Genomic DNA, 21,318 nt, shown 5'->3' on the forward strand with positions numbered 1-21,318 from the left:
GACGTTCAAGAGCAATCGCGTTCATCTTAGGCTCCCAGGATTGAAGCTGACCTCGTAGAGTTCGGTCAGGCCCAGATAGGCGATCAGACGCGTCCATCCCCGCAGCACGGGGCCGGCGCGGACGACGGTCGCCATCCGCTCGAACACGGCGTTTTCGCCAAAGGCCACGCGGATCGGATCACCATGGACACAGACCCGATCGCCGGGCTCGACAGCAATGTTGCCGGCGAGTTCGACATGCGCGTGGAAGTGCGCCTCGCTCTGCTCCACCGCGATGCGGCAGGGCACGTCAAAGGCGCGGCGGAGGATCATGCCTGATTTCCCCCAGTAGCTTTAAGGGGCACGGCGGCTCCGCTGAGGAACCGCGCAAAGGCTGCCCGGTTGGTCGCGCCGAACGAGCCAAGCTCGATCGCACGGCCGGTCGCCGGGTCACGCAACGAGAGCGATCCGTTCTCCCACTGCGTCAGTTCGAAGGGAGCCGCTGGGCCGATCCCCTTCATCTTCCTTTCGCGAGCCATGCCGCGCATCACGCCGCGCACGAACCCGCCACCATCACCTTCGCCGAGCATGACGGCGAGCGTTTCGCCATTGTCGGAGTCCTTGACCATGACCGCACCGTCCGCCCGGTCTTCAAAGACCAGATGGCGCACTTCGACCGGAGCCACATTGGCCTTGGCCCTCTCGACAGCAGGCACGGCCTCGCGGTCGAGCACGCCGACGCGGACCATTGCGGTCAGCGCGAGGGTAGTTGCCACCAGGGCACCTGCCAGCATCAGCGCCGGGCGAGGGACGGTGTTCTCATGATCATGGACGAGACTCATGCCGCAGCTCCCTGCATGCCGTGGTCACGGGCAGGGGCCGGTCGCGAACGCTCGATCGCCACTGCTTCGTTTGGCACCACTGCGGCACAGGCGCGGGCAAGCACGCTTGCTGCAGCCTGAGCATCGGGCAGGGCGCGCAGCATCGGGCTGGGCTGCGCAAGCCGCCAGGGCCTGGCGTGCGGCCAGAGCATCGCAAAACCGAGGCGATGGCGTCCGACGATGTTGAGCGCGATGTCGCCGTGGCCCCCTGCCTGCGGGCGAAGGTCGGCCGAGCCGATCATCGCCAGCGGCAGGTTCACGCACTTGTTGAGCGCAATGCCGATGCGCAGGACCACGCGGCGATTGGTGATCGTATAGACCGTCGTGCGCGCCACGAACACCGCGAACAGCGCCAGCAAGCCTTGCGTGATCGCGCCGCCCACCACCGCTGCCGCTGCGCCGACGAGCTTGCCACTGGCAAGGCCGAGTAGCGCGAGCGCGGCGAAGTAGGCGCTGATCCAGCGCGTGTGCAGCGCGCTGCGGGCGAATGTCCGCCACTCCGGCGATCCCTGCCACAGGATGCTTTCACCTGCAGGCAGGTCACCGGGAAGTCCGCGGATCGGCTCGTGGTCGTATTCGGTCACACCAGTGGCTCCAGACGATCTTCGTTGGCGTAGAGGTAGCCGGTGCCGAAGTAGGCAACAGTGCGCTCTTCTTCGTACCGGGTGATCTCGCCCGGATTGGCGGGGAAGGGGGCGCCGGCAAAGTCGGCAGCGTTGATCGCGCTGATGATCACCGCGTTCTTCTTGACCACCGCCATCGGCATCGGGGCGAGCACGGTCTTGCTGCCGGTATCGACCGCAAGGTAGCGCACCATGTGCTCGGCGCGGTCGACCCACAGATCGGTCACCACGCCAGCCTTGGCACCATCAGCGCCATAGACCGGAAGCCCGCGCGGGTCGGTGCTGGCAGACGCCACGCTGATCTCGGGCACCAGGCCCATCGGCACGATGCGCGGATTGCCGTTGGCGTCGACGTCGGGCCACTTGGCGCGGTTGGCGTAGGAGCCGGGGCCGACGCCTGCGGCAAACACGTCACCCACCGGCGAAAGCGGGGCCCCGCCGAAGTTCTCGCGGCGCTTGGCATTGACCTCGAAATCATCGCGGTTGCCGTTGGGGACCGAGACGGTGCCCTTGCCGAAGGGCAGGATGAAGGTCTTCGGCGCCGCGGCTGAAAGCGGTCCGCCTTCGGCAAGCGTCCGTCCGGTCAGCGCGTCTTCCAGCGGATAGCCTTCGCGGCGATCCTCGCGGCGCAGCCAGAAGACCAGTGCGATGAAGAAGCCGATGAATGTGATCATTGCGATCTGCGCGGCATCGATTGTGCCGACGATATTGCCAGTGCTCATAGGGGTGTCCTTCCCGTTCTCATGTGGCCCGGTCTCATGTGGGAAATTCCGTCAGTCCGAAGCGATTACCGACTTTCCGGGCGGCAGCCGGGGTCTGGCCTACCAGCGGGCCCAGCACGACGAGCGTGGCCAGCAGGAGGCAGATTTCGATGATGTAGATGGTGGCATAGCCCGTCGCGCGGTTGGCGAGGGTCCGGCCCAGTTCGTCCGACACAGCGAGGCTCGATACGAGGTCGCGCAAGGCCCCGCCCATCGCGATGGCAAGGCCGGCAAAGGTCGTCTGCACTGCGCCCCACGCGCCCAGCGCAAGGCCGGAGCTCTTGTCGCTCGAAAGGGCCATGGCCGAAGTCAGCGTGCCGACGAGGAAAAGCCCTGCGCCTGCGCCGATGGCGGTTGCGCCAAGGCCCAGCACCAGCGGGCTTGCCAGCGGCGCTGCGAAAATTACAAGCATGAACGCGGCGATACCGATCACCACGCCGAAACCGGCAATGCGCAAGGCATCCGTCCCGCGCCCGAGCCACCGGCCCGAAAGGGTAAAGCCGATCAGTGCACCGACCGACCAGGCACCGGTCAGGCCCGTCGTCGCGCCCACCGAAAGGCCGAGGATTTCGCCGCCATAGGGTTCGAGCAGCGCGTCCTGCATGGCAAAGGCGGTGGCACCAAGGCCCACGGCCACCAGCAGGCGCATCGTGATCGGCTCCGCCACGAAAGTCTGCCACACTTCGGTGAACGAGGGGCGCGGCGTATCGGCGGAAGCGGTGGCGGCACTGCGCGCTTCCTGCTTCCACAGGGCGATCACGTTGAGCAGGAAGGTCAGGATTGCCGCGCCTTGGATAACCTGCACCAGACGCGTCGGGCTGAAATTGGCGAGCAGTCCGCCGATCACCATCGAGGCGACCAGCATCCCTGCCAGCAGCGAAAGATAGAGCAGTGCGACCGCGCGCGGGCGGCGTTCATCGTCGACCAGATCTCCGGTCAGGGCAAGGCCGGCAGTCTGCGTCGTGTGCATGCCGAAGCCTGCGAGCAGGAAGGCAAATGCGCTCGCCGTCACGCCAACCGGGAATAGCTGCGGACTCGCCATCAGCAGCAGCGCGAACGGCATGATCGCAAGTCCGCCGAACTGCATCAGCGTGCCGAACCAGATATAGGGCACCCGCTTCCAGCCCAGCACCGAACGATGCACGTCCGAGCGGTGCCCGATCAGCGCGCGGAAGGGTGCGGCGAGCAGGGGAATGGCGATCAGCAGCGAGACCAGCCACGCCGGAATGCCCAGTTCCACGATCATCACGCGGTTGAGCGTGCCATTGAGCAGCACGGTCATCATGCCCACGCTCACCTGAAACAGCGACAGGCGCAGCAGGCGCGACAACGGGATTTCGACGCTGGCCGCATCCGCGAACGGCAGCCAGGTGATCGCCACCCGGCTCCATTTCGCGGCAAGAGGCTGGCGTCCGGCCATCAGCGCTTCACCAGTTCCATCGCGTGGCTCTTGTAGAAGCCGCTCGAAACCCGGCCGCTGCGCACCACTTCCCAGTCCTCGAACTGTGCAAGCGCCGCGCGAAGCTCGTCCTCGGCAATCGGCACGATCGCGGGCGAACGGTTGGAGCGCGGGAAGACCTTGCCCACCGTGTGCATCGCGCCGAGCAGCGGGGTGTAGGGCGCAAACGTGAACAGGATCGAGCCACTGCAGCGGCGCATCAGCGCCGAAAGTGCCCAGACCATGTCCGGCAGGGTATAGTGGATCAGCGAATCCATCGCGACGATGTGGTCGAAGCTGCCAAGCGCGGGATCGAGCATGTCGCCCACCCGCCAGTTGATCCGTCCATGGCCAAGATACGAAGGCGCCCGCTCTGCGGCGATGTCGACCAGCCCTTGCGCCACGTCGATGGCGGTCACCACCGCGCCCCGGCATGCGGCCTCGACGCTGAGGCTCCCGGTGCCGCACCCGGCATCGAGCACGTCGCGGCGGCGCAGATCCTCGGGCAGCCAGCTCAGCAGTTGCCCGCGCATCTCGTCACGCCCGGCGCGCACCGTGGCGCGGATGCCGCTGACCTTGGCGTTCGAAGTCAGGTCGATCCACGCCTTGCGCGCGGTGCCGTCGAAGTACTCGGCCAGCTTCTCGCGCTGGTCGTGGTAGCGGACCGGCGCAACAGGCGACTGGTGGAATTGCGTAGCCATCATTCGAACCCCAGGAAGTCGAAGATATCGCGGTCCTTCATCGGCCGGGCTTCCACCGGCTCGACCCCGTCCCACAGCACTTGCGCCAGGCGCAGGTATTCCTGCTGCGCCGCGATCACTTCGGGCGAAGGCTCCATCTCGAACAGCGTGCACTTCTTGAGGCGGCTGCGGCGGATGGCGTCCACATCGCGGAAATGGGCGAGGCGCTTCATGCCGATGGCTTCGCTGAACCGGTCGATCTCGTCGGTCGCGGCCGAGCGGTTGGCGATCACGCCTGCAAGCCGCACGTTGTAGTTCTTCGCCTTCGCACCAATGGCCGCAACGATGCGGTTCATCGCGAAGATCGAATCGAAGTCGTTGGCGGCCACCACCACGGCACGCTCGGCATGCTGCAGGGGCGCTGCAAACCCGCCGCACACCACGTCGCCCAGCACGTCGAAGATCACCACGTCGGTATCTTCCAGCAGGTGGTGCTGCTTGAGCAGCTTGACCGTCTGACCCACCACATAACCGCCGCAACCGGTGCCAGCAGGAGGCCCGCCCGCTTCGACGCACATCACGCCGTTGTAGCCTTCGAACATGTAGTCCTCGGGCCGCAGCTCTTCGGCATGGAACTCCACGCCTTCGAGCACGTCGATCACCGTCGGGATCAGCTTCTTGGTCAGCGTGAAGGTCGAGTCATGCTTGGGATCGCAGCCGATCTGCAGCACGCGATGGCCGAGCTTGGAGAAGGCTGCGGACAGGTTCGACGAGGTCGTCGATTTGCCGATCCCGCCCTTGCCATAGACGGCAATCACCTTTGCGCCCTTGATCTCGTCGCGTGGATCCAGCTGGACCTGCACCGATCCCTCGCCATCCGGCTGGCTGAAGCGCGCCCTTGGGTCGAGCAGGTTCATCACATTCTCCTTATTCGGCCGCGGTCGCACCCGAGTAGACGCCTTCCAGGCGGTCCTCGAGTTCGTCGTTGGCGATGCGCAGGGCTTCGAGTGTTTCGTCGTCGGGCTCCCACAGGCGGCGTTCGCACGCTTCGAGCAGACGGCTGGCAACCCGTGCCGAGCTGTTGGGGTTGAGCTTCGAGAGCCGCTCGCGCATGGCGGGGTCGAGCACGAAGGTCTCGCTGATCTGCTGGTAGACCCACGGCGCCACCTGGCCCGTCGTGGCCGACCAGCCCACTGTGTTGGTCACGTGCTGTTCGATATTGCGCACGCCTTCGAAGCCATGCTTGAGCATGCCTTCGAACCACTTGGGGTTGAGCGTGCGGGTGCGCGTCTCGAGGTCGATCTGCTCGGCCAGCGTACGCACCTTGGCATCGCCCACCGTCGCATCGACGATATAGACCGGCGCTTCGCTGCCCTTTGCCCGCGCGATCGACCGGCTCACGCCGCCCAGCCCGTCGACGTACTGGTCAAGGTCGGTGATCCCGACTTCGACGCTCTCGAGGTTCTGATAGACGAAATCGACGTCCTTGAGAGCACTGCGCAGCAGGTCGCGCTGCGCCACCGGCTTGCCGCGCACGCCATAGGCATAGCCCTTGCGCGTCTCGAAGGCGTTGGCCAGCTCGTCCGGATCGGCCCAGACGCCGCCCTCGATCAGCTGGTTGACGTTCGCGCCATAGGCCCCTTCGGCGTTGGAGAACACGCGCAGCGCAGCCGTCTCCAGATCGCAATCGTGCAGCTTCTGGTGGGCAAGGCTGTGTTTGCGCACGAAATTCATTTCGAGCGGCTCGTCAGCCTGCGCGGCCAGCAGCGCGGCCTCGGCCAGCATCCGCGTCTGCAGCGGCAGCAGGTCGCGGAAGATGCCCGAGAGCGTGACCACCACGTCGATGCGCGGGCGGCCCAGTTCGGCAAGCGGGATCAGTTCAGCGCCGGCGAGGCGACCATAGCTGTCGATCCGCGGCCGCGCGCCCATCAGCGAGAGGACTTGCGCAATCTGCGAGCCCTCGCTCTTCATGTTGTCGGTGCCCCACAGCACCATCGCCAGGCTCTCGGGGAAAGGCTCGCCACTTGCGGCATGGCGCGCCAGCAGGCTTTCGGCCTGGACGCGACCCTGCTCGCAGGCAAAGCGCGTGGGCAGGCGGAACGGGTCGAAGCCGTGGATGTTGCGCCCGGTCGGCAGCACTTCCGGATTGGCCAGAAGATCGCCGCCCGGCGCGGGACGAATGTAGCCGCCGTCCAGTGCATGGACCAGCGCGCCCAGTTCGTCGCAGGAATCCAGCGCCGCCTCGATAGCTTCGCGGCTCGCCTCCGGATCGGCATCGGCCAGCGCATCGATCATCTCGGCGCGCTCGGCCCCGGCCATCGGCTCGCCCAGCACGTGAAGGCCGTGCGGGATCAGCGTGCGCTCAAGCTCGTAGAGATTTGCGCTGAGGTCCGAGATGTCCTTCGCCGTGATGTCGAGCCCGGCGCACTCGTCCCAGATCAGTGTTTCCAGCGCGGCCCGCTCGGCTTCGTCGGTCGATGACCGCCAGCGCTCGACGCTCGTCTTGAGATCGGCAAAGCCCTTGTAGAGCCCGGCGCGCGCCAGCGGCGGCGTCAGGTAGCTCAGCATCGTCGCACCCGAACGGCGCTTGGCCAGCAGGCCTTCCGAAGGGTTGTTCGAGGCAAAGAGGTAGAAGTTCGGCAGATCGCCCAGCAGGCGTTCGGGCCAGCACTTGCCGGTCAGGCCGGTCTGCTTGCCCGGCATGTATTCCAGCGCGCCGTGGGTGCCAAAATGGATCACTGCATGCGCGCCGAAGTCCTCGCGCAGCCAGCGGTAGTAGGCGGCAAAGGCATGGGTCGGGGCAAAGTCGCCGTCGAACAGCAGCCGCATCGGATCGCCTTCGTAGCCGAAAGTCGGCTGCACGCCGATGAACACGTTGCCGAAATGCGCGCCCAGCACGTGGATGTGCGAACCGTCGCTCTGGATTTTGCCGGGAGCCGGGCCCCACTGCGCCTCGATCTCGGCCAGATGCGGTTCGCGGCGTACGTGGTCGTCGGCGTCGATCCGCGCGGCCACGTTGGCATCCGAACCGAACCGTTCGGAATTGCCCTTGAGAATTGTCTCGCGAAGCGCATCGACGCTGTCAGGAACCTCGACCGCATAGCCTTCATCCGCCAGGCGGCGCAGCGTGGCGTGGAGCGATTCGAACACCGCAAGGAACGCCGCAGAGCCCGTTGCCCCGGCATTGGGCGGGAAGTTGAAGATCGTGATCGCCAGCTTGCGCGCGGCCCGCTCAGCCCGGCGCAGCGCCACGACCTTGACCACCTTCTCCGCCAGCGCTTCGGCCCGTTCGGGGCAGGCGCGCATCACGTTGACCGGACCGTTGCCCTCGAACACGCAAGCCCGCTCGCAACCCGCACAGGCCACGCCTCCACCGTCCGAGCGTCCGCCGAAGACGGTAGGCTGCGTCGCGCCATCCAGTTCGGGGATTGAGACCATGATCGTCGATTCCAGCGCCAGCAGCCCCTGACGCCCCGCGCCCCACTGCTCCAGCGTCTGGAACTCCAGCGGATGCGCCGCGATGTAGGGCACGTCGAGCCGCGTGAGGATCTCCTCGGCAGCCTTGGCATCGTTGTAGGCAGGGCCGCCGACCAGCGAGAACCCGGTCAGCGAAATCACCGCATCGACCGTGGCCTTGCCGTCCTTGATGAAGAACTTCTCGATCACCGGGCGGGAATCGAGGCCATTGGCAAAGCCGGGAATTACACGCAGGCCCGCAGCTTCCAGCGCGGCAATCATGCCGTCGTAGTGTCCTGCATCCTTGGAGATCAGGTACGAGCGCAACAGCAGCAGGCCAACCGTGCCATTGGCACCGGGCTTGGGCGGCAGCAGTCGCATGCTGTCCGAAATCTTCTGGTCCGTGCGCGGATGATAGACGCCGAGCTCGGGATATTCGCGTGGCGCTGCGGCCTTGGTCATGCCCCGGCGGGTCAGGCGCTCGCCCGCAGCATAGCGGTCGATCAGCGCGCGGGTCATCTCCACGACATTGTCGTCGGAGCCTGCGAGCCAGTATTGCAGCGTCAGGAAATAGGCACGCACGTCCTGTGCGGTGCCGGGAATGAACCGCAGGATCTTGGGCAGGCGGCGCAGCATGCGCATCTGGCCCGCGCCCGAACTGGCCCCAGGCTTGCCCGATCCGCGCAACTTCTTCAGCATGGCGAGCGGGCCCTTGGCCGGTGCATCCATGCGGTAGCCGCCCATGCGCGTCAGCTTGACGACTTCGCCCGCCGACATCAGGCAGACCATCGCGTCGCAGGCTTCCCGGCGGGCTTCGAGCGTTGGCAGGATCGCGCGGATGTGGTCGTCAAGGAACAGCATCGTCACGATCACGATGTCTGCTGCGGCAATCGCGGCCTTGGTCTGCGCCAGCGCATCGCCCGGCCGGTCCCAGTCGGTCGCGGCATGCAGGCTGATCGTGATGTTGTCCTCGCGCAGACGCGCATCGGCACGCTCGACGCCTGCGTTGAGGTGGTTGTCGAGCGTCACGATCGCGACGCGAACCTTGGGGGCGCGGCTACCGGGCATAATGGGCCTTCGCATCATAGAGCGTGGCCAGGTCCACCGCGCCTCGGCCTTGCGCTGTGGCAAAGGCTTCGGTGTTGCGGCGGACTTTTCCGCGCACGAAGAACGGGACTTTCCGCAGTTCCTGTTCCGCTTCCGCAGTCCAGGTTATCGCTGAACCTGCCGGCCGGGCCTCGACAAGTTCACCTTCGGAACGGGTATCGACGGCGGCGTGACCTGCGCTCGCACCCGCCGCATCACCATCGTGGCGGCGTGCAGAAGCATGGAGGTGCGAAGGGCCTGCTGCGTCTGAAAACTCGAAGTCGTCACGGAACATCGTCAGCAGATGTTCCTCAAGGCCCATCACCAGCGGGTGGACCCAGGTATCGAAGATCACGTTGGCGCCCTCGAAGCCCATCTGCGGGCTGTGCCGGGCGGGGAAGTCCTGCACGTGCACGGGCGAGGAGATCACCGCGCAAGGAATGCCGAAGCGCTTGGCGATATGGCGTTCCATCTGCGTGCCCAGCACCAGTTCGGGCGAGGCATTGAGGATCGCATCCTCGACTTCAAGATGATCGTCTGTGATCAGCGGCTCGACGCCATAGAGCGCAGCGGCACGGCGCATCTCGCGCGCGAATTCGCGGTTGTAGCAGCCCAGGCCGCAGATCTCGAAGCCAAGCTCCTCGTGTGCAATGCGGGCTGCAGCGATGGCGTGCGTAGCATCGCCGAAGATGAAGACGCGCTTGCCGGTCAGGTAGGTCGAGTCGACCGAACGGCTCCACCACGGCATCCGCGATTGCTGATCGGAGAGCGCGACGGTCGCATCGACTCCGGCGAGTGCTGCGACTTCGGTGATGAACTCGCGCGTCGCACCAACCCCGATCGGCACGGTGCGGATGGCCGGCTGGTGTAGGGCCTGATCAAGCCAGCGTGCCGCTTCCCCGCCCACTTCCGGGTACATCACGATGTTGAAGTCGGCGCGGCCCAGCGTGCGGATATCGTCTGGCGCGGCATCGAGCGGCGCGACGCAGTTAACGTCGATACCGATGCTGTCCAGCAACTTGCGCACTTCGGCAACGTCATCGCGATGGCGGAAACCCAGCGCGCAGGGGCCAAGCAGGTTGACGAGCGGACGACGGCCTTCGCGCGGCGCAGGGCGCACGTCCTTGTCCGCCAGCTGGCGCACGACGCGGTAGAAGGTTTCGGCCGCACCCCAGTTTTCCTTGCGCTGGTAGCTCGGCAGTTCGAGCGGGATGACCGGGCAGGGCAGATTCAGCGCTTCGGCAAGGCCCGCCGGATCGTCCTGGATCAGCTCGGCTGTGCATGATGCACCCACCAGCAAGGCCTGCGGGGTGAACCGCTCATAGGCATCGCGCGCGGCGTTCTGGAAGATCCCGGCGGTGTCCTTGCCAAGATCACGCGCCTGGAAGGTGGTGTAGGTGACCGGCGGGCGCTTGCCGCGGCGTTCGATCATCGTGAACAGCAGGTCGGCATAGGTATCGCCCTGCGGCGCGTGGAGCACATAGTGCATCCCGTTCATCGCCGTGGCGACCCGCATCGCGCCAACGTGTGGCGGACCTTCGTATGTCCAGACCGCCAGCTGCATTGCCCTATACCCTCAAAATGTCGCGACGGCGAAGCGGCCGCGCGAAGAGCTCGGCGAGGTCACCCGCCTGCTCGAAGCCGTGGATCGGCGAAAAGACGAGTTCGATCGCCCACTTGGTCGAAAGCCCTTCAGCTTCCAGCGGATTGGCAAGGCCAAGACCGCAGACAGTCAGGTCCGGCCGGTCTGCACGCACGCGATCAAGCTGCAGGTCAACATCCTGCCCTTCGCTCAGCCGAGTGCCTTCCGGAAGCAGTGCCAGTTCGCGGGCATTCAGTTCGCGATTGAGGTAAGGCGTGCCCACTTCCACCGGAACCATGCCAAGCTCGGTCGCAAGGAAGCGTGCCAGCGGCAGTTCCAGCTGCGAATCCGGCAGGAAGGTGATGCGCTTGCCTTCCAACCGCTCACGGCAGTGGGCAATCGCACGCTTGGCCCGCTCGCGCCCCGGCGCGACCACGCGGTTGAAGTGCATCCGGTCAACGCCAAAGGCCTCGGCAGCAGAGCGCAGCCAGTCGGTCGTGCCTTCCGCGCCGAACGGGAACAATGCGTCAAGCCGCTTGGCCCCGCGCCGCTGCAGCGCGCCGGTCGTCTCGGTCAGGAACGGCTGGGCCAGCAGAAACACCGTGTTCGGCCCCACCTTGGGCAGATCGGCCATGCGCTTTGCCGGCAGGAAATCGACCGTGGCGATGCCAAGTTCGGTGAACAGGCGGCGGAACTGGTCTTCGACGATGTCGGGCAGGGCGCCGATCACCAGCAGGTTCGGTGCGTCAGCAGCAGTTGCCGCGGGCATTTCCGGAACCAGCGAGGTGAGGCACGCGTCCTCCCCCTCGGTAAAGGTCGTCTCGATTCCGCTGCCCGAATAGTTGAGGATGCGGGTGCGCCCGCCAAACTTCACGTCGAGCCGCTGCGCCGCCTTGCCGAGGTCCAGCTTGATCACTTCCGAAGGGCACGAGCCCACGAGGAACAGCGTGCGGATTTCCGGGCGGCGGACCAGCAGGCGGTCGACGATGCGGTCGAGCTCGTCCTGGCAATCGGCCATCCCGGCAAGATCGCGCTCTTCGATGATCGCGGTGGCAAAGCGGGGCTCGGCAAAGATCATCACCCCCGCAGCCGACTGCAGCAGGTGCGCGCAGGTCCGCGATCCGACGACGAGGAAGAACGCGTCCTGCATCTTGCGATGCAGCCAGATGATCCCGGTCAGCCCGCAGAACACCTCTCGCTGGCCGCGCTGGCGCAGCACTTCGGGCTGGCTGGTCGTGGCGCAGCCGCTGCTCGGCGCGACAAGCGTGCTGTCTGCGCTCATGCCGAGGCTCCCTGAAAAGGCGCGGAACGCTCGGCCTCGAGCCGCGCGGCGCGCAGCTTGAGCAGGAACTGTCCAGCATTGATGACATAAGCGGCATAGCCTGCGAGCGCGATTTCCATGCGCTGGGCAAAGCTGCCGAACTGGCCGAGCAGCATCACCATGTACGTGGCGTGCAGCGCGATCACCAGCATCGAGAACACGTCTTCCCAGAAGAACGCGCGGGCAAAGAGCCACTTTCCGAACACGACCTTTTCCCAGATCGATCCGGTGATCATGATCGCAAACAGCGTGAGTGTCTTGGCGACCACCGAGACGTCCGCCGCAAAGGCGCCTTCGCCCGTAGCAAGGCTGCGCAGCACGAGTCCGAGGCTGATCAGGAAGACGAGGAACTGGAAAGGGGCAAGCAGGCCCTGGACCAGCGTCCAGCGAGTCGCATCGCGGCGGGCACGCTCTTCAGGAGTGTATAGCGCAGGGCGCGCGGGCCGCCTGCCGATCCCGTGATCGGCGGCTCCGGTCCTGATTGCTTCCCCTGACATCCCGCCCGTTCACCTTTTCGTGGAGATTGGAGACTACGCTTCACCGGAGAAGTGTCAACCTATCTTGACGACAAATAAAAATGACAGATGAGGATTTGTCAGCAACGGTTTACAGGCGTAGGATGCCGTTTCCGGACAGAGTCGGAAGAACAAGCGACAGCCCGGGGGTGATATCTCTCACCCACCCAGACCGGAGGGGTCTGTTATGGCGACGCTATATGGTACGGGGTCTACGAAGCGGGCTGCGAGCAGTGTCCGCCCGAAGCGGGCCCGCAATCTGAGACCGGGCGGGGGTCCGAATGATCCCCAGCATTACGAGATGGCCAGCGCGAATGTGCGGCCGACACCTCCCGGTCCGGTCAACAGCCTGATCGAAGAACAGATCATCCCCCGCCTGCTGCTGGCCCACTCCTCGGGCGTCGGCCGGGCACGGCCCACCGGAACGCTGTCGGTCGATCCCGCAGAAGCCGCGCGCTTCGCCTCGCTCCCCCTCGATCTCGATGCCGACGAACTTCTCGAAGTGGTCGAATCCTTCATCGAACGCGGCGTTTCGATCGAATCGATCTTCGTCGACCTGCTTGCCCCGTCCGCCCGCCGCCTTGGCCAGCACTGGGAAGAGGACGAGTGCGATTTCCTCGATGTCACGATGGGTCTCTGGCGCCTTCAGGAAGTGATGCGCCAGGTCGCGCTGCATTATCCGTCGGACCACTTTGACGGGAACATTTCCCGCTCCGCCTTGTTTTCGCCCATGCCTGGAGACGGTCACGCCCTTGGCACCTTGATGATCGAGGAAGTGTTCGCAAGGGCAGGCTGGCAGACGGAAGCTTTGATTGAGCCCAAGCGTAAGGAATTGCTGCAGATTATCGCAGAAAGACACTTCGATGTCATAGGCTTGACCGTCAGTTGCGATTGCACTAACGGAAATCTGAGTGACCTAATTTGCGCCATCCGCAGCGTTTCGAGAGCGCCTAAGGTTCAGATCTTTATCGGTGGACGAATGGTCAATGCCAATCCGGGACTTGTTGACGAAGTGGGCGCCGATGGCACCGCTCCCGACGCGCGCTCGGCCGTCGTCCTCGCCGAAAAGCTTGTGTCCAGGCAACTCATCGGGTCGGCCGGTTTCGATCTTCGGCTCGGCTAACCGGCCCGGTTGATGCCAGCTCGCAACAACAGCATTGAGGGCAAGTTGCCCTTCGGCAGTGCCGAAAGCCATTTTGAAAGGCTTGATGCCGATGCCGCGGCGAAGCTCGCCATGGTTGCCGGCGATATCGCACTGATCATCGACGACAATGGCAAGATCATCGACCTTACCGCCAATCCGCGCGAATTTCCCGATGCGCGACAGTGGCTCGGCAAGGACTGGCTCGACACCGTCTCGATAGAGAGCCGGCCCAAGGTCATGGAAATGCTGGCCAATGCGCGCAAGGGCGTGACGCAGCACTGGCGTCAGGTCAATCAGGTCACCAGCGAAGGCGACGTACCGGTCCGCTTTGTCGTCGTGAAGCTGGGGCAGGGTAGTGGCAGCATAGCCCTGGGCCGCGACATGCGCGATGCAGCAGCGCTCCAGCAGCGGGTGCTTCAGGCCCAGCAGTCGCTCGAACGCGATTACCTGCGCCTGCGCCAGCTCGAGGCCCGCTACCGCATGCTGTTCGACCAGTCGGTTGAACCCGTGCTGATCGTCGATGCCGAAACCTTCCGCATCCGCGAGGCCAATCGCGCCGCGCACCAGCTGTTCCATGCCCGCAACGGCATGCTTCAGGGCGGCAAGCTCACCGCGCTGTTCGGCCGCCCCGCGCGCGAACACCTGATTGCCTTCCTCGGCTCGGCACTGGTCTCTCCCGGCATCATGCCGATCGAGGCCGAGCCGATTGACGGGTGTGAGCCGGTCATGCTTTCTGCCAGCGGCTTCCGCGAACGCGGCGGCCAGTTTCTGCTGGTCAGGCTCGCCGGTGCAAGCGGCGTTGCCGAACACAATTCGGGCGCCACGCTTCGGGTGATCGAATCAATGCCCGATGCCTTCGTGCTGACCGATTCGCGCATGATCATCCAGTCGGCAAACCCGGCCTTTGTCGAGCTCGTCTCGGCCGCCAGCGTCGATCAGTTGCGCGGTCGTCCGCTTGGCGATTTCGTCGGACGTCCTGGCATTGACCTCGACCTTATCGACGGCCAGCTTGCCAAGCATGATATTGCCCGCAATGTCAGCACCGTAGTCGGCGCGCGCGATGGCTTCGATGGCGAACCGGTCGAACTCTCCGCCGTCCGCACCAGCGACGAACAGCCCTCCTACGGCTTCGTGATTCGCCCCATCGGTCGCCGTCTGCGCGATCTCCCGGCAACGACCGATGCCCCGCGCTCGGTCGAACAGCTCACCGAACTCGTCGGCCGCATGTCGCTGCGCGATATCGTGCGCGAATCCACCGACCTGATCGAGCGTCTGTGCATCGAAGCCGCGCTCGAATACACCTCGAACAACCGCGCTTCGGCCGCGGAAATCCTCGGCCTCAGCCGACAGAGCCTCTATTCCAAGCTGCACCGCTATGGCCTTGGAAATATGGCTGACAATCTTGACGCTTAGAGTGTCAAATTGATTTGACGCTTATGCCGCTTGGGCATAGTGTCATGCCATGGCGCGATCGGCAGTCTCGACTACGATATCGCCGCCTCCGGCGGCTCGCGATGTCTTGGAACTTCTCAAACCGATAACCTGGTTTCCGCCGATGTGGGCGCTGATGTGCGGCGTCGTCTCGTCCGGCGTTGCGCCGCTCAGCCGCTGGACCTTCCTGCTGGCAGGCATCGCGCTGACGGGGCCTCTCGTCTGCGGCACCAGCCAGGCGGTGAACGACTGGTTCGATCGTCACGTCGATGCGATCAATGAGCCGGGCCGCCCTATTCCCTCTGGGAGAATCGCCGGGCGCTGGGGTCTGGCCATTGCGATCATCTGGACGATTCTCTCGCTTGTCGTAGCAGCGCTCAGCGGAAAGTGGGTGCTGATTGCCACCGTCGTCGGCTTGGCCTGTGCATGGGCCTACAGCGCCCCGCCGTTCCGCCTCAAGACCAGCGGCTGGGTCGGCCCCGCTGTCGTTGCGCTGACTTATGAAGGGTTGAGCTGGTTCACCGGCGCCGCCGTCATGGCCGGCGCGCTCCCTTCGGTCAAAGTCATCGCCGTCCTCGCGCTCTACAGCTTCGGGGCACATGGCATCATGACTCTCAACGATTTCAAGGCCGTGGAGGGAGACCGGGCAACCGGCTTGCGCTCGCTCCCAGTCGTTCTGGGCGAAAGGCCCGCCGCCATTCTGGCGAGCGTGGTCATGGCCGCACCGCAGGCGGTGGTCGTCGCCCTGATGCTGTCGTGGGGACACCTGATTTCAGGCGCAGCCGTTTCGGTGCTGCTGCTGGCGCAACTCTGCCTGATGCCGAAGCTCGTCTCGGCCCCGGCGAAGAATGCGCCCTGGTACAACGCCACCGGCGTCTCGCTCTACGTGCTCGGCATGCTCGCAGCAGCGCTCGGGCTTGGAGGTTACATTTGATGAACGGCAGGTTTGGCTGGTGGTCGATTGTGCGGCTCGGTGCGGTGCAGGCCTCGATCGGGGCAATGGTCATGGTCGCGACCTCGCTGCTCAACCGGTTGATGGTGCTGGAATATGGCCTTGCCGCCGGAATCCCCGCTGGCCTCGTTGCCTGGCACTACATGGTCCAACTCACACGCCCGCTCTGGGGCCATGGTTCGGACCTTGGCCGCCGCCGCACGCCATTCGTGATTGGCGGCATGGCGATCCTTGGTGCAGGCACGATGCTCGCGGTTCAGGCCACGACCATGCTCGATGATTCCCGCACGCTCGGCATCGTCCTTGCCGTTGTGGCCTTCAGTCTGATCGGCGCCGGCGTCGGCGCGGCGGGCACGTCGATGCTCGCCATCCTTGCAACCGGCGTCGCCCCTGAAAAGCGCGCTGCGGCAGCCGCAACCACATGGATCATGATGGTTTTCGGCATCGTCATTTCCGCAGGCACCGCCGGAGCCCTGCTCGATCCCTATTCGGAACAGCGCCTGCTCATGGTTGCAGGCGGCGTGATCGCTGCGGCCATCACGGTCACCTGCCTTGCCATGCTCGGTCTGGAGTCGAAAGCTGCAGCCGCGCTTGCGCCTGAAACCCGCGAGCCGCCTGCCTCCCTGCGCGAAGCCATTGCCGAAATCCTCGGCGACCCGCAGTCGCGACGCTTCACCCTGTTCATCTTCGTCTCGATGCTGGCCTACTCGATGCAGGACCTCATCCTCGAACCCTTCGCAGGCCTCGTCTTCCAGATGTCGCCCGGCCAGTCGACCAGCCTTTCCGGCGTCCAGCACGGCGGCGTTCTGATCGGCATGATCGTCACCGGGCTTGGTGGCAGCGCCTTTGCCGGGCGCATGCCGATCGAGCTGCGCGTCTGGACCATGCTCGGCTGCATCGGTTCGGCGCTTGCGCTTACGGGCCTCGCGCTTGCCGCCAGGGCAGGTCCGGGCTGGCCGATTGCCGCCAACATCGCCGCGCTGGGCTTCTTCAACGGTGCCTTCGCCGTCTCGGCCATCGGCTCGATGATGGGGCTGGCAGGCGCGGGCAAACGCACCCGCGAAGGTGTGCGCATGGGCGTTTGGGGCACGGCGCAGGCCATCGCTTTCGGACTTGGCGGACTTACCGGCGCCCTCGGCGTCGATCTGGCGCGCAGCGCCACGGGGCAAGTCACAGAATCCTTCCAGTTGATATTCGCACTCGAGGCGAGCCTGTTCATGGTCTCGGCGGTCCTCGCAATGCGCGTGACGAACCGGCGATCCGCAGCCGCCAGATTCAGGGCAGCAGGCATATGAACGGCCAAGAGGGAACGGGAACCGAATTTGACGTAGTGGTGATCGGCGGCGGGCCTTCGGGCGCAACCGCTGCTTGGGATCTGGCGCGCATTGGCCGCAAGGTCCTGCTGCTTGACCGGGCAGGGCGGATCAAGCCCTGCGGCGGTGCCGTCCCGCCACGCCTGCTCGAAGAGTTCGAGGTTCCCCAATCGCTCCTCGTCGCCCGCGCCCGCTCGGCCCGCATGGTCGCCCCGTCCAATCGCGCGGTCGACATGCCGGTGGGCGAGATCGGCTACGTCGGCATGGTGGACCGCGATCATTTCGACGAATGGCTCCGCGCCCGCGCCGCCAGCGCCGGGGCCGAACGCCGCACCGGCACCTATGAATCCGTCGAACGCGACGGCCTGCCCGGCGCGGTCGTCTGCTATCGCGAATCCCGCGGTGGCGAGGTGCAAAAGGTTCGCACTCGGCTGGTCATCGGCGCGGATGGTGCCCGCTCGGGCGTTGCGCGCGAGAACATCCCCGGTGCCGAGCGCAACCCTTGCGTCTTCGCCTACCACGAAGTCGTCCGCTCGCCGCAAAGCACGCCCCAAGGCTTCGACGCCACCCGCTGCGATGTGCTCTACCAGGGCAAGCTCTCGCCCGATTTCTACGCCTGGGTCTTCCCCCATGGCGAAACCTCCAGCATCGGCGTCGGCAGTGCCAACAAGGGCTTCTCCCTGCGCGGTTCGGTCAAGCAGATGCGCGAGGAGCTGGGCCTCGAAGGCTGCGATACGCTGCGCCGCGAAGGCGCGCCGATTCCGCTCAAGCCCCTGAAGCATTGGGATAATGGTCGCGACGTGCTGGTCGCAGGCGATGCCGCGGGCGTCGTCGCCCCGGCATCGGGCGAGGGCATCTATTACGCAATGGTCTGCGGCCGCATCGCCGCCCAAACCGCCGATGCCTACATCGCCACCGGCAATCCCGTTGTGCTCAAGCAGGCGCGCAAAGCCTTCCTGCGCGAGCATGGCCGGGTGTTCTGGATTCTCGGGATCATGCAGTACTTCTGGTACTCGAGCGACAAGCGCCGCGAGCGCTTCGTCGATATGTGTGCCGACAAGGACGTCCAGCAACTGACCTGGCAGGCCTACATGAACAAGAAGCTGGTCCGCGCCAATCCGATGGCGCACGTGCGAATATTCCTCAAGGATTGCGCGCACTTGCTCGGCCTGAGGCCCGCTGCGGGATGAGCCGCGCGGCCTTTGTCCCCATCGGGATCGCCTCGCTCGCCGCGTTCGCCACCGCGATGGTCGGCGGGACGATCACTGATCTCGGACCGTGGTACGATTCTCTGGCCAAGCCCGCCTTTACGCCACCGCAGCCGATGTTCCCCATCGCCTGGACCACGATCTTCGCGCTCTGCGCCATCGCCGGCGTAGCGGCCTGGCGCGCGGCGAAGGATTCGCGCACCTCGGACACGGTGATCGGCCTCTTCGCGCTGAACGGCTTCCTCAACATATTGTGGAGCCTGCTCTTTTTCCGGATGCAGCGGCCCGACTGGGCGTTCTGGGAACTGTGCCTGCTCTGGCTCTCCATCGCCGTCCTGATCGCCTACTGCGGCCGCCTCTCGCGCGTTTCGGCGGCGCTGCTCCTGCCCTACATCGCGTGGGTAACGGTCGCGGGCGCGCTCAACTGGGAAGTCGTCCGCCTTAACGCACCCTTCGGCTGAGGGCTGAAGGCCGATGGAAGCGCTGTTCGCCTCAGGTCACGCGGCAGACATTGTGCTCGCCGCCCTCGCGCTCGAAGCGCTGTGGCTCTGGCGGCGCGGTTGGAAAGTTGGAGAACTCCTCACGATGCTGCTTCCCGCAGCGTTGATCGTTGTAGGACTTCGCGCGGCGTTGACCGGGGCTGCTTGGCCATGGATCTCGGCACCGATCGCGCTCTCGTTCCCGGTCCATCTGGCCGATGTGATGCGGCGCGCGAAGGCCCGCTGAAGATACCCGTTTGCATGGGCTTCGTTCGGGCCAGTCAGGGGGGAGTTACCCCTCTGCCTCCGAGAGTTGCCCCAGAGTCCCCACAGAGTTGGAAAACAAAAAAGGGGCCGCCGGGCATATGCCGGGCGGCCCCCTCAGGTCCCACATTTCTGCGGGGGATCAGTGTGTTGCGGTTGTCACCGCGCCCGCCACAGGTGCAGCAGGTTCAGCCGGAGCCGCAGGAGCAGCCGCAGGTATCGCGACGGGCGAACCCCACAGCGCCGGGTAGTCCTTGGCCATCTTGTAGCCGCCCATGGGCTTGTTCTTGCCCTGGTGGCAGGTGGCGCAGCTCACCTTGAACGGATCGCCCATCGGCCCCTTGCGGTGTGCCGGGAAGACGTCCTTCAAGCCGCTGATATATTGGCCGTTTATGTCCCGAACCATGCGCAGACCGTACCACGCCGTGGCGCGCTTGGGCGTGCTGATGTTCCACGGCTTGAACGCCTGGGCGTTGTGGCAGAACGTGCAGTTCACCCCGAGCGACGTCGAAATGTGGTTCATAAGTGCATACTGCGGCTCGGTTTCCTTTACCGTCAGCTTGTTCGCCGCCGTCGGGTGCATACCGTCCGATACGACGCGGATCGACTTGTCGGTCTTGGGATCGCCGGTGAGGTACAAGGCCAGCGAGGCATTGGGCAGCGACGAGTAGGCAGAGGCCGGAAGTGGCTGGTTCTGCCCGTGAAGGTTGCCGATGATGCCGTTCTTGCCCGGTTCCGGCAGCGCCCAGTAGTTGGCCGGGATCGCATTGCCGCGGTGACAGGTCCAGCAGGTGACCCCCGTCGTCGCGACGTGCTTCGTCCAGTTCTGGTTGATGTTGCGCGTCATCTGCAACATCTTGCGCGCGGCGACCTTGGTATAGATCTCGTCCGAGGCCATGTTTTCCGGATTATGGCAGTAATTACAGCCTTTTTCCGGTGCTACCCAGGCGGTGATCGCGGCCATGGTATAGGTGAACTGCTCTTCCGAGACGTCCCCCAGCACCTGGACGTTCTGATAGACTTCCCTGGCGCGCGGGCCTTCTGTCGAGGGGCTGTCATAGGGCGGGGCGGGGACATCGTCCTTGGCCATGGCCACCTTCTTCAAGGTGACCTGGTCCATTCCCGTGCCCCGGTGACCGTACTGCACCGATTGCTTGGGCGCGATTTCGCAACCCGTCAGCGTCAGCGCAGCACTCGCCAGTGCGGCGATTGCGATTGTCCTTTTCATTGACCCGCACTCCCCAGCGTTGCGGGATCGATGACCCCGGTATCGGGATACATCGGGGCGTAGCCATGCTGCTGTGCCCAGAGGTACCAGTTGTCGACCACGGTGCCGGTCAGCAGGATGCCGATTCCGCCGGTCAGCGTCGTCAGCACCGCGAACCACCAGGCCCAGCGATGGATCGATTCCATCGTGGCGTTGAAGCCCATGGTCCAGCGCCAGAACAGCGCAGCGCGTTCCGAAGCCGTGCCGCGATCGGTAATCTGCTCAATCTCGCGCTCACCGCCATAGCGGCCGACAGCCAGAATGGTCGCACCATGCATCGCGAAGAGCAGGGTCGAGCCATAGAGGAAGGCGATCGAGAAGGCGTGGAACGGATTGTAGAACAGGTTGCCGTAGCGGATCGAGAAGGCGGCGGTCCAATCGAGGTGCGGGAAGATGCCGAACGGCACGCTTTCTGCCCACGAACCCATGAAGAACGGGCGGATGAAGCCGAGTACGAGGTAAAGCCAGATCGCCGAGGCAAAGGCCCATGCCACGTGCGTTCCCATGCCGAGGGCGCGGGCGCGGGTGTATGTGCGGATCCACCACAGGATGATCGATGTGGTCAGGAAGAAGCCTGCAAGGATCCACCAGCCACCCTTGGCCAGCGGCACGAAAGGCGTGAAGCCATACTCCGGTCCCGGCGGTTCAAGGCTGAGCCAGGGCAGCATCCGCACGAACTGGATCGGGTTCCAGTTGACCGAGGCGAGCATGTTGAGCCCGATGATCTCGATCGCGAAGAAGCCGAAGATCAGCGCGAATACGCCGGTCCAGCCCAGATAGACCGGGCCGATCTGCGCATGGCCGATCATGCCCATGAGGTGGTTGAAGGAACCCTTGCCGATCCGCGGCTCGCTGCCGGGAGGAAGGTCGATCCCTGCTTCGGGGTGCCCACGAAGCTGGACCTGGGTGAAAATGTTCTGATAGGTCGCCATCGCTCA

General features: G+C 65.0%; 20 protein-coding genes. 7 read left to right on the forward strand and 13 right to left on the reverse strand.

What is annotated here, in order from left to right:
- Positions 1-21: 21 nt before the first annotated feature.
- The 11 genes from ACZ1JX_RS02640 to bchF are packed head-to-tail and all read right to left on the reverse strand — an operon-like array spanning position 22 to position 12,304.
- The gene (locus tag ACZ1JX_RS02640; protein WP_465125254.1) at positions 22-312 is read right to left on the reverse strand and encodes a hypothetical protein; all 291 of its coding nucleotides are present in this window, start codon (positions 310-312) and stop codon (positions 22-24) included.
- The gene (puhC, locus tag ACZ1JX_RS02645; protein WP_465125255.1) at positions 309-821 is read right to left on the reverse strand and encodes a photosynthetic complex assembly protein PuhC; all 513 of its coding nucleotides are present in this window, start codon (positions 819-821) and stop codon (positions 309-311) included. The genes ACZ1JX_RS02640 and puhC overlap by 4 nt, the downstream gene beginning before the upstream one ends.
- On the reverse strand, positions 818-1,444 hold the full coding sequence (gene puhB / locus ACZ1JX_RS02650; protein WP_465125256.1) for a photosynthetic complex putative assembly protein PuhB: 627 nt from the start codon (positions 1,442-1,444) through the stop codon (positions 818-820). The genes puhC and puhB overlap by 4 nt, the downstream gene beginning before the upstream one ends.
- Positions 1,441-2,205 carry a photosynthetic reaction center subunit H gene (puhA, locus tag ACZ1JX_RS02655; protein WP_465125257.1) on the reverse strand — a complete coding sequence of 255 codons (765 nt, stop codon included), beginning with the start codon at positions 2,203-2,205 and terminating at the stop codon, positions 1,441-1,443. Before puhA ends, puhB begins: the two co-directional genes overlap by 4 nt.
- 34 nt (positions 2,206-2,239) lie before the next feature.
- Positions 2,240-3,664, reverse strand: coding sequence for a BCD family MFS transporter (locus ACZ1JX_RS02660; RefSeq protein WP_465125258.1), 1,425 nt, complete (start codon positions 3,662-3,664; stop codon positions 2,240-2,242).
- Positions 3,664-4,383, reverse strand: coding sequence for a magnesium protoporphyrin IX methyltransferase (bchM, locus tag ACZ1JX_RS02665; RefSeq protein ID WP_465126342.1), 720 nt, complete (start codon positions 4,381-4,383; stop codon positions 3,664-3,666). Before bchM ends, ACZ1JX_RS02660 begins: the two co-directional genes overlap by 1 nt.
- Complete coding sequence (gene bchL, locus ACZ1JX_RS02670; protein WP_144901838.1) at positions 4,383-5,279, reverse strand: ferredoxin:protochlorophyllide reductase (ATP-dependent) iron-sulfur ATP-binding protein; 897 nt, start codon at positions 5,277-5,279, stop codon at positions 4,383-4,385. Before bchL ends, bchM begins: the two co-directional genes overlap by 1 nt.
- Positions 5,280-5,289: 10 nt before the next feature.
- Positions 5,290-8,886 carry a magnesium chelatase subunit H gene (locus ACZ1JX_RS02675; RefSeq protein WP_465125259.1) on the reverse strand — a complete coding sequence of 1,199 codons (3,597 nt, stop codon included), beginning with the start codon at positions 8,884-8,886 and terminating at the stop codon, positions 5,290-5,292.
- Complete coding sequence (gene bchB, locus ACZ1JX_RS02680) at positions 8,876-10,468, reverse strand: ferredoxin:protochlorophyllide reductase (ATP-dependent) subunit B (protein ID WP_465125260.1); 1,593 nt, start codon at positions 10,466-10,468, stop codon at positions 8,876-8,878. Before bchB ends, ACZ1JX_RS02675 begins: the two co-directional genes overlap by 11 nt.
- Before the next feature lie 4 nt (positions 10,469-10,472).
- Complete coding sequence (locus tag ACZ1JX_RS02685) at positions 10,473-11,768, reverse strand: ferredoxin:protochlorophyllide reductase (ATP-dependent) subunit N (RefSeq protein ID WP_465125261.1); 1,296 nt, start codon at positions 11,766-11,768, stop codon at positions 10,473-10,475.
- Positions 11,765-12,304 carry a 2-vinyl bacteriochlorophyllide hydratase gene (gene bchF, locus ACZ1JX_RS02690; protein ID WP_465125262.1) on the reverse strand — a complete coding sequence of 180 codons (540 nt, stop codon included), beginning with the start codon at positions 12,302-12,304 and terminating at the stop codon, positions 11,765-11,767. Before bchF ends, ACZ1JX_RS02685 begins: the two co-directional genes overlap by 4 nt.
- A 319-nt stretch (positions 12,305-12,623) precedes the next feature.
- Between bchF and ACZ1JX_RS02695 the strand changes: the two genes are divergently transcribed.
- The 7 genes from ACZ1JX_RS02695 to ACZ1JX_RS02725 are packed head-to-tail and all read left to right on the forward strand — an operon-like array spanning position 12,624 to position 19,096.
- On the forward strand, positions 12,624-13,445 hold the full coding sequence (locus tag ACZ1JX_RS02695; RefSeq protein ID WP_465125263.1) for a cobalamin B12-binding domain-containing protein: 822 nt from the start codon (positions 12,624-12,626) through the stop codon (positions 13,443-13,445).
- Between the two features lie 12 nt (positions 13,446-13,457).
- Positions 13,458-14,879, forward strand: a complete 1,422-nt coding sequence (gene ppsR, locus ACZ1JX_RS02700) for a transcriptional regulator PpsR (protein WP_465125264.1) — start codon at positions 13,458-13,460, stop codon at positions 14,877-14,879.
- A gap of 49 nt (positions 14,880-14,928) precedes the next feature.
- Positions 14,929-15,831: a chlorophyll synthase ChlG gene (gene chlG, locus ACZ1JX_RS02705; protein WP_465125265.1), complete on the forward strand. Its 903-nt coding sequence runs from the start codon at positions 14,929-14,931 to the stop codon at positions 15,829-15,831.
- Entirely contained in the window at positions 15,831-17,144 is a 1,314-nt protein-coding gene (locus tag ACZ1JX_RS02710; RefSeq protein WP_465125266.1) for a BCD family MFS transporter, read from the forward strand. Before chlG ends, ACZ1JX_RS02710 begins: the two co-directional genes overlap by 1 nt.
- Positions 17,141-18,352, forward strand: coding sequence for a geranylgeranyl diphosphate reductase (locus tag ACZ1JX_RS02715; RefSeq protein WP_465125267.1), 1,212 nt, complete (start codon positions 17,141-17,143; stop codon positions 18,350-18,352). The genes ACZ1JX_RS02710 and ACZ1JX_RS02715 overlap by 4 nt, the downstream gene beginning before the upstream one ends.
- Complete coding sequence (locus tag ACZ1JX_RS02720) at positions 18,349-18,831, forward strand: TspO/MBR family protein (protein ID WP_465125268.1); 483 nt, start codon at positions 18,349-18,351, stop codon at positions 18,829-18,831. The genes ACZ1JX_RS02715 and ACZ1JX_RS02720 overlap by 4 nt, the downstream gene beginning before the upstream one ends.
- A gap of 13 nt (positions 18,832-18,844) precedes the next feature.
- On the forward strand, positions 18,845-19,096 hold the full coding sequence (locus ACZ1JX_RS02725) for a hypothetical protein (RefSeq protein WP_465125269.1): 252 nt from the start codon (positions 18,845-18,847) through the stop codon (positions 19,094-19,096).
- A gap of 159 nt (positions 19,097-19,255) precedes the next feature.
- Here ACZ1JX_RS02725 and pufC read toward each other — a convergent pair whose 3' ends face one another.
- Both pufC and pufM read right to left on the reverse strand, forming a co-directional pair.
- Complete coding sequence (gene pufC, locus ACZ1JX_RS02730) at positions 19,256-20,341, reverse strand: photosynthetic reaction center cytochrome PufC (RefSeq protein ID WP_465125270.1); 1,086 nt, start codon at positions 20,339-20,341, stop codon at positions 19,256-19,258.
- Complete coding sequence (gene pufM, locus ACZ1JX_RS02735; RefSeq protein ID WP_465125271.1) at positions 20,338-21,312, reverse strand: photosynthetic reaction center subunit M; 975 nt, start codon at positions 21,310-21,312, stop codon at positions 20,338-20,340. Before pufM ends, pufC begins: the two co-directional genes overlap by 4 nt.
- Positions 21,313-21,318 lie beyond the last annotated feature (6 nt).

Source organism: Novosphingobium sp. BL-A-41-Hi4A-0G, assembly GCF_055521735.1.

What these genes read in the sequence shown, in the direction of transcription:
- ACZ1JX_RS02695 (WP_465125263.1), top strand. Translation starts at nt 12,624, where the DNA reads ATGGCCAGCGCGAATGTGCGGCCGACACCTCCCGGTCCGGTCAACAGC.
- puhC (WP_465125255.1), bottom strand. Translation starts at nt 821, where the DNA reads ATGAGTCTCGTCCATGATCATGAGAACACCGTCCCTCGCCCGGCGCTG.
- ACZ1JX_RS02725 (WP_465125269.1), top strand. Translation starts at nt 18,845, where the DNA reads ATGGAAGCGCTGTTCGCCTCAGGTCACGCGGCAGACATTGTGCTCGCC.
- ACZ1JX_RS02685 (WP_465125261.1), bottom strand. Translation starts at nt 11,768, where the DNA reads ATGAGCGCAGACAGCACGCTTGTCGCGCCGAGCAGCGGCTGCGCCACG.
- ACZ1JX_RS02715 (WP_465125267.1), top strand. Translation starts at nt 17,141, where the DNA reads ATGAACGGCCAAGAGGGAACGGGAACCGAATTTGACGTAGTGGTGATC.
- chlG (WP_465125265.1), top strand. Translation starts at nt 14,929, where the DNA reads ATGGCGCGATCGGCAGTCTCGACTACGATATCGCCGCCTCCGGCGGCT.
- ACZ1JX_RS02660 (WP_465125258.1), bottom strand. Translation starts at nt 3,664, where the DNA reads ATGGCCGGACGCCAGCCTCTTGCCGCGAAATGGAGCCGGGTGGCGATC.
- pufC (WP_465125270.1), bottom strand. Translation starts at nt 20,341, where the DNA reads ATGAAAAGGACAATCGCAATCGCCGCACTGGCGAGTGCTGCGCTGACG.
- bchF (WP_465125262.1), bottom strand. Translation starts at nt 12,304, where the DNA reads ATGTCAGGGGAAGCAATCAGGACCGGAGCCGCCGATCACGGGATCGGC.
- ACZ1JX_RS02710 (WP_465125266.1), top strand. Translation starts at nt 15,831, where the DNA reads ATGAACGGCAGGTTTGGCTGGTGGTCGATTGTGCGGCTCGGTGCGGTG.
- bchL (WP_144901838.1), bottom strand. Translation starts at nt 5,279, where the DNA reads ATGAACCTGCTCGACCCAAGGGCGCGCTTCAGCCAGCCGGATGGCGAG.
- ACZ1JX_RS02675 (WP_465125259.1), bottom strand. Translation starts at nt 8,886, where the DNA reads ATGCCCGGTAGCCGCGCCCCCAAGGTTCGCGTCGCGATCGTGACGCTC.
- bchB (WP_465125260.1), bottom strand. Translation starts at nt 10,468, where the DNA reads ATGCAGCTGGCGGTCTGGACATACGAAGGTCCGCCACACGTTGGCGCG.
- ppsR (WP_465125264.1), top strand. Translation starts at nt 13,458, where the DNA reads ATGCCAGCTCGCAACAACAGCATTGAGGGCAAGTTGCCCTTCGGCAGT.
- ACZ1JX_RS02720 (WP_465125268.1), top strand. Translation starts at nt 18,349, where the DNA reads ATGAGCCGCGCGGCCTTTGTCCCCATCGGGATCGCCTCGCTCGCCGCG.
- ACZ1JX_RS02640 (WP_465125254.1), bottom strand. Translation starts at nt 312, where the DNA reads ATGATCCTCCGCCGCGCCTTTGACGTGCCCTGCCGCATCGCGGTGGAG.
- puhA (WP_465125257.1), bottom strand. Translation starts at nt 2,205, where the DNA reads ATGAGCACTGGCAATATCGTCGGCACAATCGATGCCGCGCAGATCGCA.
- pufM (WP_465125271.1), bottom strand. Translation starts at nt 21,312, where the DNA reads ATGGCGACCTATCAGAACATTTTCACCCAGGTCCAGCTTCGTGGGCAC.
- bchM (WP_465126342.1), bottom strand. Translation starts at nt 4,383, where the DNA reads ATGGCTACGCAATTCCACCAGTCGCCTGTTGCGCCGGTCCGCTACCAC.